Consider the following 15,395-nt stretch of genomic DNA (forward strand, 5'->3'; position numbering starts at 1 on the left):
CCATTGTTGTCTGATGGAGAGATGAGGGTGTAGAATTATATTTTATTTAATTATGTTATCTCCCTTTCTTGGTGTACATCATGTCATAATACTTTTGGTAATCACCAGAAGTAACCTCTTGTATCCAGTCTTGATGCTCTAAGTTCCAACGGATAGTCTTAACGATACCATCCGCAAACATCGTTTCTGGATACCAACCTAACTCGTTCTTAATCTTTGTTGGGTCAATGGCATAGCGTGCATCATGGCCTAAACGGTCAGGGACATGTGTGATTAGTTCTTCATTAATCCAGCTGATGTCGATATCGCCATTTGCGTCTTTCACCTGCTTCTTAAGGATTGTACGGAGGTTCTTGTCTGCTGCCATCATATCATGAATAGTCTTGATAGTGAGCTTAACGATGTCGATGTTCTTCATTTCGTTATGACCACCAACATTGTAGACTTCGCCTTCGCGTCCTTCACGTACAACCATATCAATAGCCTTGCAATGGTCTTCTACATACAACCAGTCACGTACATTCAATCCTTCACCATATACTGGTAGTTTCTTACCTTCGAGGATATTGTTGATAATTAATGGTATCAACTTCTCTGGGAAGTGGTAAGGACCATAGTTGTTAGAGCATCGTGTAATGCTGACAGGCATGTGATAAGTATCATGATAAGCCATTACAAAATGGTCAGCACTGGTCTTGCTGGCTGAATAAGGGCTGTGTGGACAGAGTGGGGTCTGCTCTGTAAAGTAGCCTTCAGCACCCAATGAACCATATACTTCATCTGTTGAAACCTGGTGATAGCGTTTGCCTTCTTTCCATGTAGGGTAGCCCTGTTCGTCTTTACCTGTCACCCATGCACGGCGAGCAGCGTCCAAAAGGTTCTGTGTGCCGAGGATATTAACTGAAAGGAACAACTGTGGGTCTTCAATAGAACGGTCGACATGACTTTCTGCAGCAAAGTTTACGAGATAGTCGATATCATATTCAGTAAAGAGTTTATCGGCAAGTTCGCGATCACGAATGTCTCCTTTTACAAAGACACAACGCTCATCGTCGATATCATCTTTGATAGTACCAAGGTTACCTGCGTATGTAAGTGCATCGAGGATGATAACCTTAATTTCTTCATTCACATACTTCTTATGAAGTAGATACTTAATGTAGTTTGCTCCGATAAAGCCGGCAGCACCAGTTACTAAATAAGTTTTCATATCTTTATTATTAATTTGTTTGTTATTCTTATGGGTAAGTTTTAATAGTCTTTATTGTATGTAACGTCTAAGACCACTATAATTCAGAGGAATATTATATATGTTCAGATTGTTTATCACCTAATGTTATAACCTCGCAATCAGTAAATTTATTGCCCTCAATGGTTAACCTCACCAATGTTCTTTCCTTGTGCCATCCACGTAGACCGGCTGCACCTGGATTAATATGAAGTAGGTTTAATGTCTTATCAAACTGTATCTTGAGGATATGAGAATGTCCGTCAACAAACAAGTTGGGCGGCGAAGCAAATAGCATACCCTGTACTGAGCGGTCATAACGACCTGGGTAACCTCCGATATGTTTAAGGAGTACGTCAATATCCTCGCACTTGAAGCGTAGAATCTCCCGATAACGAGCACGCAGAGTATTGTCATCTATATTCCCACATACGGCTCGGAAGATGGGCTTCATGGCTTCGAACTTATCAGCAACCTCTAATGAGCCAATGTCACCAGCGTGCCATATCTCGTCACAATTGCCAAGATAGTATTCATACTTATCATCCCAGTAGCTGTGGGTATCAGAGATTATACCAATACGTTTCATTAACTGTTCTTCTTTCTGATGAAATCAGCTATCAAGTCCTTGGTCTTTTCTAAGCCAAGTATGCTGGCATCAATACAGAGGTCATAGCTTTCTGCATGTCCCCAAACCTTTGTTGTGTAATAGTTATAATACTTAGCACGTTCGTTCTCACCATTCTCAATAAACTTGCGAGCCTCTTCTTTCGTACATCCGCGTCGCTCACATACGTTAGTAATACGGGTGTCTAATGAAGCTGTTATAAAGATATTGACAGTGTTAGGATTGTCACGTAAGACATAGTCGGCAGTTCTCCCGACAAATACACACCGTGGGTTCTGCTTTGCCATCTCCCGAATAGCATCGCTTTGGAACTGATATAGACTTTCTTGTGAGAAATTACTCTTATAAAAGTCATTGTCGCCTAAGAGCGGGAGATGTATGTGGAAGTGTCCTTTCATAAATCCCTTCTGCTCATCATTTTGCTCAAAGAACTTCTCAGAGAAGCCACTCTCCTTAGCTGCAATATTGAGTATCTCACGGTCATAGTATTGACATCCAAACTCATCTGCAAGCATCTTTGCAATGATATGGCCACCACTACCTATCTGACGACCAACGTTTATGATTAGTTCCTTTTCCATCTTTAGATTCTTTATTATGATTCTGAGTTTTGATTGTTCACCAGTTGTTTCTTCATTCGCCGCATATAAGTAACAAGGATGATGGCCGCAACTAATGATGCTAAGAAGTCACTTGAAGGCAGCGAAGCCCACACACCATCTAAGTCGAAGAATTTCGGTAAGATGATAAGGAGTGGGATAAGAAATAGTAGTTGGCGAGAGAGTGACAAGAAGATACTTATCTTTACCTTACCAATACACTGGAAGAAATTTGTTACAACCATTTGAAATCCTACAATAGGATACATCATCATGTTTATCTTAATTGCTTTGATAGCTTGTTGAATTAGTTCTGGGTCCGTGGTAAACATGCGTGCGCAGTATTGTGGAGCTAAATGGGCTATTAACCAAGCTGTGACCATAATCCCCGTTGCGGCAAAGATGGTCAGTTTCAGTACTCGCATCAATCTGTCATTCTGCTGAGAACCATAGTTATAGCCTGCTATTGGCTGCATACCTTGGTCTAAACCGATGATAAACATGACGAAGATCATCGCTATACTATAGGCGATTCCGAATGCTCCAACAGCCATGTCGCCACCGTATCTGACAAGTTGATTATTCATGAAGATAACCACAATACAGGCACAAACATTCATCAAGAATGGAGAAATACCGATCGAAATGATGTTCTCAACCAAGTGTCTTTTAAGACGATATATTCCTCGTTTAAGGTGTAGTATCTCATCTTTATTCGTAAACTGCTTCATCTGCCAGCATAAAGCTAATGCTTGCGATAAGACAGTAGCGAATGCAGCGCCACGAATTCCCCATCCCCAAAGTCTGATAAAGATAAAGTCTAACACTATATTCATCAATACTGTGAATATGGTAGCCGTCATGGCTTGTCGTGGTTTTGACGCAGCTCGGAGTACAGCATTCATTCCAAAGTACATGTGAGAGATTACATTACCAGCTAAGATAACCTCCATGAAGCTACGAGCGTATGGGATGGTGGCATCGCTTGCACCAAAGAAGCGCAGGATGGGGTCGAGGAAGATGAGGCATATTATGCCGAAGGAACTTCCTATAATCAAGTTCAGTGTTATCGTGTTACCAAGGATGTTCTCTGCTGTTTTGTAGTCTCTCTGACCTAACTTAACACTGATAGACGTCGATGCACCTATTCCTACGGCTGCTCCAAAGGCTGCTCCGAGGTTGATAAAAGGGAAAGTTATGGCCAAACCAGATATCGCCATTGGACCAACTATCTGTCCGATAAATATTCTGTCTATAATGTTATAGAGCGAGGCTGCTATCATCGCAATGATAGCAGGGAATGCATATTGTACCAATAGTTTACCTACAGGCTTCGTTCCTAACTCTAAAGTCGCACTCTTATTATCCATTTAAGATTCTATTACATGTCTATAAACGAATGAAAAAACATCCTTATACCATGCTTGCAAATGTACGAAAAAAAAATGAGAAAACCTATTTGTAGCATCATGAAATGTAGGTTTATAGGGTATGTAGTGCTTATTTCTCAATGCATCTACTAAGTTCGTCGTTATTTTTCATCATGATGAGAAATATTTATCTTCATGAAAAGAAATATTTCCGGTCACGTAAATAAATATTTCTTTTCATGAAAATAATTCGATGTTGATTGTGTTCTGATAGAGAAAACAAGTTTTAGAGGTATAAAGGAGGGTGTCTTCTTTAGCTTTAACGATGATAAGTAAATAGCTAATATACAGCTAATTATTTTATAGAACTACCCTCTTAATATAAGCAACTCGCCTACTTCTTATTCATTCCCTCGTCTATCAATAAACTTGTTTACCCATCTACTTGCCAACTAAACAAGTTCCACTTTATCCATTTCCTGCTCTTTGTCGCAGTAATGACACTTGAGAATACCATGTTCCTTATCCACTATATGGAAGATGGTGTCCATTGGCTCGTTATTAGTAATGCACTTTGGATTGTTGCATTTCACAATGCTCCGAAGCTCGTCCGGTGTCACCACCTTCTTCTTCTCTACCACTTCATAGTCATTAATGATGTTCAACACCACGTTCGGTGCCACGACCGACAGACGAGAAATCTCATCATCAGTGAAGAACTTATCGCTCACTTTGATGATTCCCTTTGTGCCTACCATCTTCGATGAGAAGTTGAAACCGATAGTGACAGGTGTGGAGAGCTTCTGGAGCTGTAGTAGGTTCACAACCTGAAAAGTCTTCTCTGCTGGGATATGGTCTATAACTGTGCCGCTTTCAATGGCAGCTACCAGACGTTCTTTCTTTGACATAATCATATAAGCCTCACTCTGTCTCCTCTGTTGAAAGGTATGCCTGACAGGGTGTTCGTGGGCTGTTTTCTTTGTTCACTCATAGGCATTATGAGTATGTTTTTATTTTTCTTGGGTTATGCTAACTCTATCGATAGCGTCATCTGACCTTAGCCAAAAGTTTACTTTACGAACTTTACCAGTGGTGTTGGGCTTGATGGTAATCGTGAGAGTGTTGCCTGTTAATTCTGCTGTGTACCATCTCCCTACCATACCGGTGCTGATGACCTTATCCCCATATTGTGCTGCAGATTCTTCAACAACCATACTTGCAAACCTTAAGGTTGGATAGCTGGTGCATACCAACTTGTAGGTTCCCCCATTAGCAGGAACAGTTATATTCCTTGGGTCGCCAGTATAGTCCGATGTCCAGTTCATGGTTACCCTGTGAAGGTCATCATCTGTATACTTATTACAGCTGAATATGGTAGACAAAAGAACGAACAACAATGCTGCAAAAGTACCTCTCTTTAATTTATCCATGTTCATAACCTTCATTAAGTACTTATTCAAGAATTGTTTTATCGTTTTTTACCTCCTCCATTGATATTCCAAGGCAATGGCAGAAGATAGCTTCACGCGCAAAAAGACCATTGCGAGCCTGCTCAATATAGTAGGCATGTGGACTATCATCGACATCGTATGCAATCTCATTCACACGTGGAAGCGGATGAAGAATCTTCATGTTTGTACGTGCCAAAGCAAGCATATCACGGCGAAGGATATAGACGTTTTTCACACGCTCATATTCCATCAAGTCAGAGAAACGCTCTTTTTGTACACGCGTCATGTAGATGATGTCTGCATTCGCAATCACTTCTGGTGTGAAATCCTCGTGTTCTTCGAAGCGGATGTTATGCTCGTGGCAGTAAACCTTATACTCCTCTGGCATAGCGAGTTCCTTCGGTGCGATAAAGTGAAACGTTGGATTGAAATGACGCATAGCCATAAGGAGAGAGTGAACAGTCCTACCATATTTCAAATCACCCACAAGGTATATGTTTAGATTCTCCAGTGTCCCTTGTGTCTGATAGATAGTATAGAGGTCGAGTAAGCATTGTGAAGGATGTTGATGTGCACCATCACCAGCGTTGATGATAGGCACAGGTGCCACCTCCGACGCATACTGTGCTGCACCTTCTATATAGTGTCGCATGACAATCGCGTCAGCATAGTTTGAAACCATGAGTATCGTATCTTTCAAAGTCTCCCCTTTACTGACACTTGACACCTTGGCATCGGTAAAGCCAATAACGCGTGCACCGAGTCGGTTAGCGGCAGTTTCAAAACTAAGTCGGGTTCGTGTAGAAGGCTCATAGAATAGTGTTGCGATGACTTTCCCCTTGAGTAACTCACGATTTGGGTGTTTCTCAAACTCCTGAGCCATCTCAATAAGATAGAGCAACTGGTCACGTTCCAACCCTTGGATATTCACAAAGTTATGCTTTTCCATATTTGTTTTGTGATGTTTTAGTTCTTTTTCTGGTGGTAAAGGTACATTATTATTTCCTATCCAACGAACGATAAAAAGGGAAATATCTATCTATTATAAAAAAACATCTATTTATTTTGCTTATCCATTGATTTAGTTTATCTTTGCATAATATTTTCACAACGTTATGAGAAGACATTTTGTACATTTCCTTTGGGGCTCGCTCCTTGCTATATTGGGTGTTATTACCGTATTTTTCATCTCTGTTTGGAATGGTTGGGTAGGGTATATGCCTAATATGGATGAATTGTCTAACCCTATAGATAAGTTTGCTTCGCAGGTCTATTCATCTGATCAACAGCTCATCGGAACATGGAATGCGGATAATAATAACCGTGTGGCAATCGACTATAACGGCTTGTCACCGCATCTTGTTCATGCTCTCGTCGCTACTGAGGATGAGCGTTTTTATGAACATTCAGGTGTTGACTTCATTGCACTTGGACGTGCTGTTGTGAAGCGCGGAGTGATGGGACAAGCAAGTGCGGGTGGTGGATCAACGATTACACAACAGCTTGCAAAGCAGTTGTTCTCCGAGAAAGCGCATAGCACAGTGGAACGTCTTTTGCAGAAGCCTATCGAGTGGATCATCGCTGTAAAGCTCGAACGTCACTTTACGAAAGAAGAGATACTTGCCATGTATTTCAATTACTTCGACTTTCTACATAATGCTGTAGGTATCAAGCGAGCTGCAAATGTATATTTTAATAAGGAACCTCGTAAGTTGACAGTGACTGAGGCTGCCATGTTGGTGGGCCTTTGTAAGAATCCATCTATGTTCAATCCGCTTCGTTACCCAGAACGTTGTAAGCAGCGTCGCAATGTTGTTTTGATGCAGATGGTTAAGTCTGGTTATGTTACGAAGGCTGAATACGACGAGTTGTCACAACGTCCATTGGGCTTACACTTCACTAAAGCAAAGCCTGTTAGCGGTGCGGCCGACTATTTCCAGGCATATCTTCGTCAGTATATGATGGCTAAGAAGCCTGTACGGGAGGACTATCAAGCATGGCAAAATCGTCAGTTTGTACTCGACTCTATCGCTTGGGAGCAAGACCCACTATATGGTTGGTGTAATAAGAATACGAAACGTAATGGCGAGCCTTATAATGTTAATACTGATGGTTTGCGTATCTATACAACGATTGATACCCGTATGCAGCAGTATGCTGAAGAGTCTGTTCGCAAGCATGTAGGCGGATATTTGCAGTCACAGTTTAATCTTGCAATGCGTTATAAGAAGAATGCTCCATTTTCATCAAATATCTCTCGTCGTACAATAAAGGAGATTCTCAATCGCTCTTGTCGGCAGACACTGCGTTATCAGCGGCTGAAAGAGCAGGGTGCTACACCTGATGAGATTAGGCGTAGTTTCCAAACACCGCACGAGATGACTATCTTCACTTATCATGGTGATGTAGATACGGTGATGACTCCAATTGACTCTATCCGCTATTATAAGTCGTTCTTGCGTTCTGCCTTCGTCAGTATGGACCCACATACAGGTGCTGTTAAGGCCTATGTAGGCGGTATCGACTATCAACACTTCAAGTATGATGTTGTCATGGGAGGTCGTCGTCAGGTTGGTTCTACCATCAAACCGTTCCTTTATGCACTTGCAATGCAGAATGGTATGACTCCTTGTACACTTGCACCGAACGTTCAGCGCACTTATGGTGGGTGGACTCCTCGTAATGGTTCACGTGCTCGTTACGGGCAGGAAGTACCTTTGCGTTGGGCTTTACAGCAGTCAAACAACTGGATATCAGCCTATCTAATCAACCTCTTAGGGCCTTCTCAATTCGTGAATATCCTACATGACTTCGGATTGAACAACCCAGATATAGATAAGAACACGAGTCCGGTGTTATGTCTCGGACCTTGTGAAGCATCTGTTGGAGAGATGGCAAGTGCCTATACCACCTTTGCCAATGGTGGTATCCGTTGTGCACCATTGTTCGTAACAAAGATAGAAGATAGTCATGGTAACGTGATTGCTAAGTTCCAACCATTGATGACTGAGGTTATCTCAGAGGTTAGCTCTTATCAGATGATTGATATGTTGCGTGCTGTTATCCAAGGTGGAACAGGTAGCCGATTGCGTTATGCTTACCATCTCACGGCCGACATGGGTGGAAAGACGGGTACAACGAATAACAACGCAGACGGTTGGTTCATGGGTATTACGCCTAACTTGGTAAGTGGTTGCTGGGTAGGTGGTGAGGATCGTGATATCCACTTCGATCATACCTCTATGGGTCAAGGTGCTACAATGGCTTTGCCTGTATGGGCTTACTATATGCAACGTGTTTATGCCGACAAACGTTTAGGCTATAGCCAGAGCACTAAGTTCACCATGCCAGCTAAGTTTAATCCATGTCAAACTGCCGATACAATTAATGTAAACGGTATACAGGAGGAGTACTTCTAATAGGTAATAATGTAGAAGTAGCTGTCCCTCCCCCTAACCCTCCCCCCAAGTGAGGGGAGTGGTTAGTGAGGTTATCCCTATACGACTGCTGTTGAGGGGATAATACTATGTGGATATTGCCTCTAATAAAGGTAATTCAGTGATTTGTTGTCCCTCTATTATATTCCCTTGGACCGTATTCAACGCTCCTATTTATATGCCGTTCTGTGATGGAAAGTCGTATTCAACAAGTTTGTCTACATTCTACTCCATGAAAAATAGTAGTATCCAGCGAGTCTCCTTATATTCTTCCTCGTAAGTGGAAGAAGTTCCAAGCGAGATGTAAAAGGTTGAAGTTGATAGGATGGATTGTGTTGTCTTAACTCCTTTTACTCCCTTTCATTCCTCTAACTCCTCTACAGCTCGTAAACATTTTTCGCTCTTCTTGAACCTAACACATGCTGTTTAGGCTCATAGAAGAGGCCTGTCTGTATTCAAGAACATGCCCTTCTTGTATGTAGAAGACGCCCTTCTTGAAGCAAGAAAAGCGTCTTCTTTAACGTAGTGTGTAATTTGCTGATTTATTGTGAGTTATCAACTCGTTTGTAGATGATGTTACACCCTTTCTTAGAGGGCAATTATCTTGTTGTGATGTAATGATTCTTTACGAGGTTGTTAACTCTTTTGTAGAGTGGTGTGGTTATTACTATTTTCATATTAATATACTGGGAATGGTAATAAACCGACTTTTTTTCTCATAGAATCACACTGGTTTTTGCATACGAGTGGAACTTGCAGAGGGTCTTGCGCACGACAGACATCACAGACGTTAATACTATTATTAGCGAAAGTGTGCTATCTTCTGTCAGTCACAAGGCCCTCTGTGAGTTTACATACATGTGCGAGTGAGTATCTGTTTTGTTTGTTGGCTCTGTGAGAGGTGAGTCTCTGCATAACATATACTAATCCTCCGTACAAGGACAAAAAAGGGTAGGAAGGGTATCATAGTGCTGATGTTAAGTAAGCTGTCCATCGCTAATTTAGGATGAATGTGTTTATTAATCAGCACTATCATTATGGTGAACAAGATAAGTTTTGTTCGATGACTATATCTTTGTCATGTGATAACCCATACGTTTTAGTTGCATGGCTGCACCCATGAAGTAAAGCTGATGGAGAGCAGCCAAGTAGGCTTGAAAGGCATCTTTACTACCAGGAGCAATCGGAAGATGACGGAGCAAGCTATTTGTTCGTGCTGCACACTTACCTACCATATCTGCAAGTGTCTTGTGCTCGTCGGCAGTAAGGAGCAATACCTTCTCACAGATGTAGTCGTCCATGTGGTCGTAGTCAATGCGATCGCGCAGATAGATGTATAGATTTTCCACCTTATTATATAACTCCCAATCCTCATCCCAATACTTGGCAATGGCCATACCGATGTACATCATCCATCCAAGAGACACAGTAGGGTAGTCTGCAAACTCTCGCATACCGTCTGGTAAGTAAGCTTCAGCAATCCCTAACCACTTCTCCTCCATGTCGGCAATGTCTGGTAACATCATGTCTACAAGGTCTTTCCCTTGTAGATAAGTAGTTAAGTCTTCTTTGAATTTCTCCTCGAATGGGTATTTTAATTGTTCGTCTTGCATTGTTATGTATCTTAAAACATTGATTTTATACTACTGGGCCAACTTCTTCTTCACCTCTGCAAGTGCTGCTATCCAGTCAGTATCAAGGGAGAATTGAGTAAGATAGTCCTCACTATTGAGGTAAACTAAGACAAGACTCTTGTCTGGATCATTATAGAGAGGATGGTTGATGCTGGCATTACGAAATATCTTAAGCACCTGTTCTTTTCGCTTTTGCTTGTCGGCACGTGCATACTCCTTTGTAAAGAGATTGACATATTCGTGCATATAATATGCCATTGAGTCAAGTTGAGCGTTGAGATGAGCAATCTCCTTGTTAGATAACTGCTTTGTTGTATCAACGATAGCAGACAGTGTACGAGTATTAAGATAGGTGATTGCATCAACTTTGAAGGAAGCAGCCTTGCGCACGTTGACATCCTCTTTACTGTCAGTAGCAATCTTATACGCACTTGTATATAGTTGCTTCGATACACGTTCTTGCTGGGCATTAACCGTAAGAACGGATGCAAGAAATAAGGAAAGGGCTATCATCTTATTTTTCATACGCTTGATATTGAAAGTCTTGTGTTGTTTTCTTTTATGTCTATGACGTTATTGAAGTCTTTGGAGTATTATAGGCACAGCTATATTTTGACGTAGCTATAACCAGTGTGAAGCTCCTGTTTACCTTATTCTGTCCGCATTCTTGCGTGCAAAATCTTTCCAAGAGCCATAATGTTTAGCGTCTGTTGCCGGTCTATTCATCTGAAGGAAATGGCAATAAGCAGCTGCAACGGCATCAGTAGCATCCATGAAATGGGGCATCTGGTCGTCCCTTAGATGTAGAAGCTTTTGTAGCATGCCAGCTACTTGTTCCTTAGAAGCGGAGCCATTACCTGTTATAGCCATCTTTATTTTCAGTGGTGCATACTCCTGTATAGGTACATCATGGTTGATAGCTGCAGCAATGGCCACCCCTTGTGCACGTCCCAGTTTAAGCATTGACTGTACGTTCTTTCCAAAGAAGGGCGCCTCGATAGCAACCTCATCAGGTAGGTATTCGTCTATAATACCCGTTACACGCTCGAAAACCCTGCCTAAACGGAGGTAGACATCTTTCTCCTTGCGCATGTCAATGACCCCCATAACAACAAGCTCAGCCTTATTCCCACAGACACGTAACACCCCATAACCCATGACATTTGTGCCAGGGTCGATACCGAGTAGTATCTTTTCGGGTTGTGAACTTCTTGCTTTCATTTTTAGGAATTGGTTGATATCCGTTTTATCGGTCCATGTAAGGGTTGTGAGCAAGCTCGAAACCTATAGAGGTCTGCGGTCCGTGGCCCGGATAAACGACTGTTGTGTCGGGAAGCTGTGCGAGTTCTCGAAGACTACTGATAATCTGGAACATACTACCACCAGGGAAGTCTGTTCTGCCAATGCTCCCTTTAAATAATGTGTCACCCGTGAACAAGACCTCTTCTTCCGCACAATAGAAACATACAGAACCACCAGAGTGTCCCGGAGTACGCATGACTTTGAAGGTATGAGAACCGAATTCTATTAATTGCCCTTCGGTTAGATTTAACTTACCAGCTGGTAAGTCATGGTCTAATTCCATCCCAAGCATCTGCGCTGCAGCCTGCTTTGGATTGTTCATAAACACTGCGTCGCCCTCAGAAACTTCTGGTTGAAGATTATAAGTAGCAAGGATGATGGCGTCTCCAAAGTGGTGATCAAGATGTCCGTGAGTACCAAGATTATGAACAGGAGTGAGTCCCTCTTTCTTTATATACGCTATGATAGCGTCTTGTTCACTTTCAGTAAGTGCGCCACAGTCTATGATGACACATTCTTTTGTTTCATCGCTGACTACGTAACAGTTCTCTTGAAGAGGATTAACCTCGAAAGTCTGGATTTTAAGCATAAGTGATAATGTGGATAAGAAATGGTGATAATTGAGTAGTATAACACTTTCAAGTGTGCGCAGAGGGTTATCCTGGTACGTAAATGAGGTATTTCTCCTTAAACCACTCTTCGTCAAACCATTGCGAGAGTTCCGTCTTCTCAACAATCTTCTTGTATGGTTTCAATTCGTCGTTGAGGTTTCCACCTTTTAAAACAATGACACCATTGGGCAATGTATTGTGTTGATCGGGTGCAATATTCTTCTTTACAATCTTCATCAAGTCGGGCAATGGCATAACAGCACGTGACACAATGAAATCGAACTTACCTTTCTCCTCTTCTCCACGCAAGTGTGCTGGAAGGACATTCTCAAGCCCAATAGCATCAGCAACTTCCTGTGCTACCCTTACTTTCTTGCCTGTTCCATCAATGAGTTTGAAATTGGCTTCTGGGAAGAAAATAGCGAGAGGAATACCAGGGAAGCCCCCACCAGTCCCAAAGTCAAGCACGTTGGTACCCTCACGGAAAGTGATATACTTGGCAATTGCAAGTGAGTGAAGGATGTGATGCTCATAGAGATTATCAATGTCTTTGCGTGAGATGACATTAATCTTACTATTCCAATCATGATAGAGTGCATCAAGTGCTGTGAACTGTTCTATCTGTTTAGCAGAGAGATGGGGGAAATATTTCTTTATTAGTTCAATCATATTCTTCGTATATGGGAGGTGTGGTGGAAAGTAAAGAGCAAGTTAATTGTCGATAGCCACCCTAACCTCTTTCTGATTAATCTCACCTGGAGTATAGATGAACACCGTAGAGTCATCTGTAAGGATGAAGTTATCAGAAGGATAAGGGGCAATCCCTGTAAAATAGCCTTTAGCTTGTAGCCCTGTAAGGTCATCTTCCTCAAGGTCTTCTTGGTCGGCTATTCGCTCAATGATTTCCTTTGTTAGTTTCTCTTTATAGTCTTTACCGAATTGTTCTTGGAGTGTGGTAACGTGTCCGTCTTTGATGTTGAAGTTACGAACAATCGTGTACTTCGTTAATTGTCCATTACCATTATTAATGGAGATATGGGAGAGAGCAGTTACATAGTTGTCTATTGAAGCCCTCAGCTCAGTCTTGATAGATAGTTCACCGATGAGCTGGCTCTTGCTTTTCTCCCTTTGGCGAATAAGCTGTGCAATCTCTATATAGTCTTTAATATACTGCCTTACAAAATTAGGGATGGCTTTTTGAGGCGTAAGCTTATCATAATTAATAGCGAAATAGTCTGGCTGTAAAAGGCCCATCCTAAGTAGAGAGTCATTGACAACAGCGTATTTGTTCCCTTTAAGATAAGCAAACTCAACGTGAACATGACATTGTATAGCTTCTGAAGGATGAGCTACGGTATCTACATAAACCACACCTGTGGGTATATCCAACCTCTTTGGTGTTGTTGATTTATGCCCACAACTGCTCATCAAGAACAATAGGATGGCTAAGAACCCAAATCTTATAAATAAATTCTTCATCATATATAGGCTACAAAGTTACGAAAAGTTTTGTAACTTTGCATTATATATTTAATAATTAATGAGCAATTATGGTAAAAGCATGTCTGTTTGATTTGGATGGAGTAGTATTTGATACAGAACCTTTATATACGTTGTTTTGGAATAATATAGGGAAGAACTTTCGTCCTAATGTGCCTAACTTCGAGTATATTATTAAGGGTCAAACATTGGTGCAGATATTTGATAAATACTTTGCTGATGATGTTGATGCACAAAAAGAGATTGTTCAGTTATTGAATGAGTACGAACGTCACATGCCTTATAACTATATACTTGGTTTTGAGACTTTTATTGATAAACTTAAAAGTAAAGGTATAAAGACAGCGGTTGTGACAAGTTCTAATCTCGAGAAGATGCAGAATGTTTACAATCAGCACCCAGAATTTAGGGGATATTTTGACGAGATACTCACCTCAGAAGACTTTGATGAGAGTAAACCATCTCCTGATTGCTATCTTAAGGCAGCTGCCCGTTTTGGAGTGTCGCCTAAGGACTGTGTTGTTTTTGAGGATAGTTTCAACGGCTTACGTTCTGGTATTGCCTCTGGAGCACGTGTGATAGGGCTTGCAACAACCAACTCTGTCGCTGAGATAGAACCCTTTACAAAGGAGGTAATTAGTAATTATGATGGTTTTACTTTGTCAGACCATTAAAAAGAGGTAACTTTGCATCCCAAAACAAAAAACAATGTTCGAGCGTATTGATGACGGTTGGCAAATTCAGACAAATAGTCTTGGAGTTTGAATGAAAGATAGATTATGGGATATTTAACAACAGATAAGAAGAAAGTAACAGCAAAGACATTATTGGAAATGAAGGCTTCTGGCGAAAAGATAACCCAGATGACTGCATACGATTTCACGACAGCAGGAATTATAGATGCTGCTGGTATTGATAGCATCCTTGTTGGTGACTCAGCCTCAAACGTGATGGCTGGTAATCAAGACACTATGCCTATAACCATTGATCAGATGATTTATCATGCACGTTCTGTTGTTCGTGCGTGTCAGCGCTGCCTTGTTGTTTGTGATATGCCATTTGGTTCTTATCAAGTGAGTCGTGAAGATGGAATTCGTAATGCTATCCGTATTATCAAAGAGACAGGTGCTGGTGCGCTCAAGATGGAAGGGGGTAAGGAGATTGCTGACACTGTTAGAGGAATAGTAGCAGCAGGTATTCCTGTTATAGGCCACCTTGGTCTTACTCCTCAAAGCATCCACAAGTTTGGTGGTTATGGTCTTCGTGCAAAAGATGAAGCTGAGGCTGAGAAGCTAATAGAAGATGCGCTTGCCCTTGACGCAGCAGGTGTTAGTGCTATTACTCTTGAGAAGGTGCCTGCAGCTCTGGCTACTAAAGTGACCTCAATGGTCAAAGCTGCAACGATAGGTATAGGTGCTGGGAATGGTACCGATGGTCAGGTCCTTGTTTATGCAGATGCGCTTGGTATGACACAAGGATTTAAGCCAAAGTTTCTCCGCCATTTTGCGAATGTGAACAAATGTATGACAGAGGGCGTACAAGAGTATATTAAATGTGTGAAAGAAGTAAGTTTCCCCTCAGAATCAGAGTCATATTAAAAATTGATTAAAGGGAAAATTTATGATTAAAGGTCAT

The 15,395-nt window shown here is 41.5% G+C and carries 16 protein-coding genes; 3 read left to right on the top strand and 13 right to left on the bottom strand.

Going from position 1 to position 15,395, the window contains the following annotated elements:
- Nucleotides 1–55: 55 nt before the first annotated feature.
- From rfbB to pyrB, 7 genes are all read right to left on the bottom strand, one after another.
- Nucleotides 56–1,210, bottom strand: a complete 1,155-nt coding sequence (rfbB, locus tag AXF23_RS04735) for a dTDP-glucose 4,6-dehydratase (RefSeq protein ID WP_107624479.1) — start codon at nt 1,208–1,210, stop codon at nt 56–58.
- A gap of 94 nt (nt 1,211–1,304) precedes the next feature.
- Nucleotides 1,305–1,817 carry a metallophosphoesterase family protein gene (locus tag AXF23_RS04740; RefSeq protein ID WP_107624480.1) on the bottom strand — a complete coding sequence of 171 codons (513 nt, stop codon included), beginning with the start codon at nt 1,815–1,817 and terminating at the stop codon, nt 1,305–1,307.
- Nucleotides 1,817–2,437 carry a cytidylate kinase-like family protein gene (locus tag AXF23_RS04745; protein ID WP_107624481.1) on the bottom strand — a complete coding sequence of 207 codons (621 nt, stop codon included), beginning with the start codon at nt 2,435–2,437 and terminating at the stop codon, nt 1,817–1,819. Before AXF23_RS04745 ends, AXF23_RS04740 begins: the two co-directional genes overlap by 1 nt.
- Before the next feature lie 14 nt (nt 2,438–2,451).
- Nucleotides 2,452–3,825 carry an MATE family efflux transporter gene (locus AXF23_RS04750; protein WP_107624482.1) on the bottom strand — a complete coding sequence of 458 codons (1,374 nt, stop codon included), beginning with the start codon at nt 3,823–3,825 and terminating at the stop codon, nt 2,452–2,454.
- 452 nt (nt 3,826–4,277) lie between these two features.
- Nucleotides 4,278–4,733 (bottom strand): aspartate carbamoyltransferase regulatory subunit, encoded by a 456-nt coding sequence (pyrI, locus tag AXF23_RS04755; protein WP_042855923.1) that lies wholly within the window; start codon nt 4,731–4,733, stop codon nt 4,278–4,280.
- Nucleotides 4,734–4,835: 102 nt separating this feature from the next.
- Nucleotides 4,836–5,255, bottom strand: coding sequence for a BACON domain-containing protein (locus AXF23_RS04760; protein ID WP_233251238.1), 420 nt, complete (start codon nt 5,253–5,255; stop codon nt 4,836–4,838).
- Between the two features lie 22 nt (nt 5,256–5,277).
- Complete coding sequence (pyrB, locus tag AXF23_RS04765) at nt 5,278–6,225, bottom strand: aspartate carbamoyltransferase (protein ID WP_009010641.1); 948 nt, start codon at nt 6,223–6,225, stop codon at nt 5,278–5,280.
- Between the two features lie 166 nt (nt 6,226–6,391).
- Between pyrB and AXF23_RS04770 the strand changes: the two genes are divergently transcribed.
- A complete protein-coding gene (locus tag AXF23_RS04770; protein ID WP_009010642.1) occupies nt 6,392–8,695 on the top strand; it encodes a transglycosylase domain-containing protein in 2,304 nt (767 codons plus the stop codon).
- Between the two features lie 1,085 nt (nt 8,696–9,780).
- On the opposite strand, the gene AXF23_RS04775 is transcribed toward AXF23_RS04770, so the two are convergent.
- The 6 genes from AXF23_RS04775 to AXF23_RS04800 all read right to left on the bottom strand — a co-directional run bounded on the left by AXF23_RS04775 (nt 9,781) and on the right by AXF23_RS04800 (nt 13,742).
- Nucleotides 9,781–10,326, bottom strand: a complete 546-nt coding sequence (locus AXF23_RS04775; protein WP_009010643.1) for a hypothetical protein — start codon at nt 10,324–10,326, stop codon at nt 9,781–9,783.
- A 30-nt stretch (nt 10,327–10,356) separates the two neighbouring features.
- Nucleotides 10,357–10,872, bottom strand: a complete 516-nt coding sequence (locus tag AXF23_RS04780) for a hypothetical protein (protein ID WP_199222163.1) — start codon at nt 10,870–10,872, stop codon at nt 10,357–10,359.
- A gap of 120 nt (nt 10,873–10,992) precedes the next feature.
- Entirely contained in the window at nt 10,993–11,568 is a 576-nt protein-coding gene (gene ruvC / locus AXF23_RS04785) for a crossover junction endodeoxyribonuclease RuvC (protein WP_009010645.1), read from the bottom strand.
- Nucleotides 11,569–11,593: 25 nt separating this feature from the next.
- A complete protein-coding gene (locus tag AXF23_RS04790) occupies nt 11,594–12,238 on the bottom strand; it encodes an MBL fold metallo-hydrolase (RefSeq protein ID WP_107624483.1) in 645 nt (214 codons plus the stop codon).
- 67 nt (nt 12,239–12,305) lie between these two features.
- Nucleotides 12,306–12,929: a 16S rRNA (guanine(527)-N(7))-methyltransferase RsmG gene (rsmG, locus tag AXF23_RS04795; RefSeq protein ID WP_009010647.1), complete on the bottom strand. Its 624-nt coding sequence runs from the start codon at nt 12,927–12,929 to the stop codon at nt 12,306–12,308.
- Nucleotides 12,930–12,971: 42 nt separating this feature from the next.
- Nucleotides 12,972–13,742: an RsiV family protein gene (locus AXF23_RS04800; RefSeq protein WP_199222164.1), complete on the bottom strand. Its 771-nt coding sequence runs from the start codon at nt 13,740–13,742 to the stop codon at nt 12,972–12,974.
- Between the two features lie 68 nt (nt 13,743–13,810).
- On the opposite strand from AXF23_RS04800, the gene AXF23_RS04805 reads away from it, so the two are divergent.
- Both AXF23_RS04805 and panB read left to right on the top strand, forming a co-directional pair.
- Nucleotides 13,811–14,434 (top strand): HAD family hydrolase, encoded by a 624-nt coding sequence (locus tag AXF23_RS04805; protein WP_107624484.1) that lies wholly within the window; start codon nt 13,811–13,813, stop codon nt 14,432–14,434.
- A 105-nt stretch (nt 14,435–14,539) separates the two neighbouring features.
- Nucleotides 14,540–15,358 (top strand): 3-methyl-2-oxobutanoate hydroxymethyltransferase, encoded by an 819-nt coding sequence (gene panB, locus AXF23_RS04810; RefSeq protein WP_107624485.1) that lies wholly within the window; start codon nt 14,540–14,542, stop codon nt 15,356–15,358.
- Nucleotides 15,359–15,395 lie beyond the last annotated feature (37 nt).

This window comes from Prevotella sp. oral taxon 313, from assembly GCF_003043935.1.
GTDB classification, from domain to species: domain Bacteria; phylum Bacteroidota; class Bacteroidia; order Bacteroidales; family Bacteroidaceae; genus Prevotella; species Prevotella jejuni.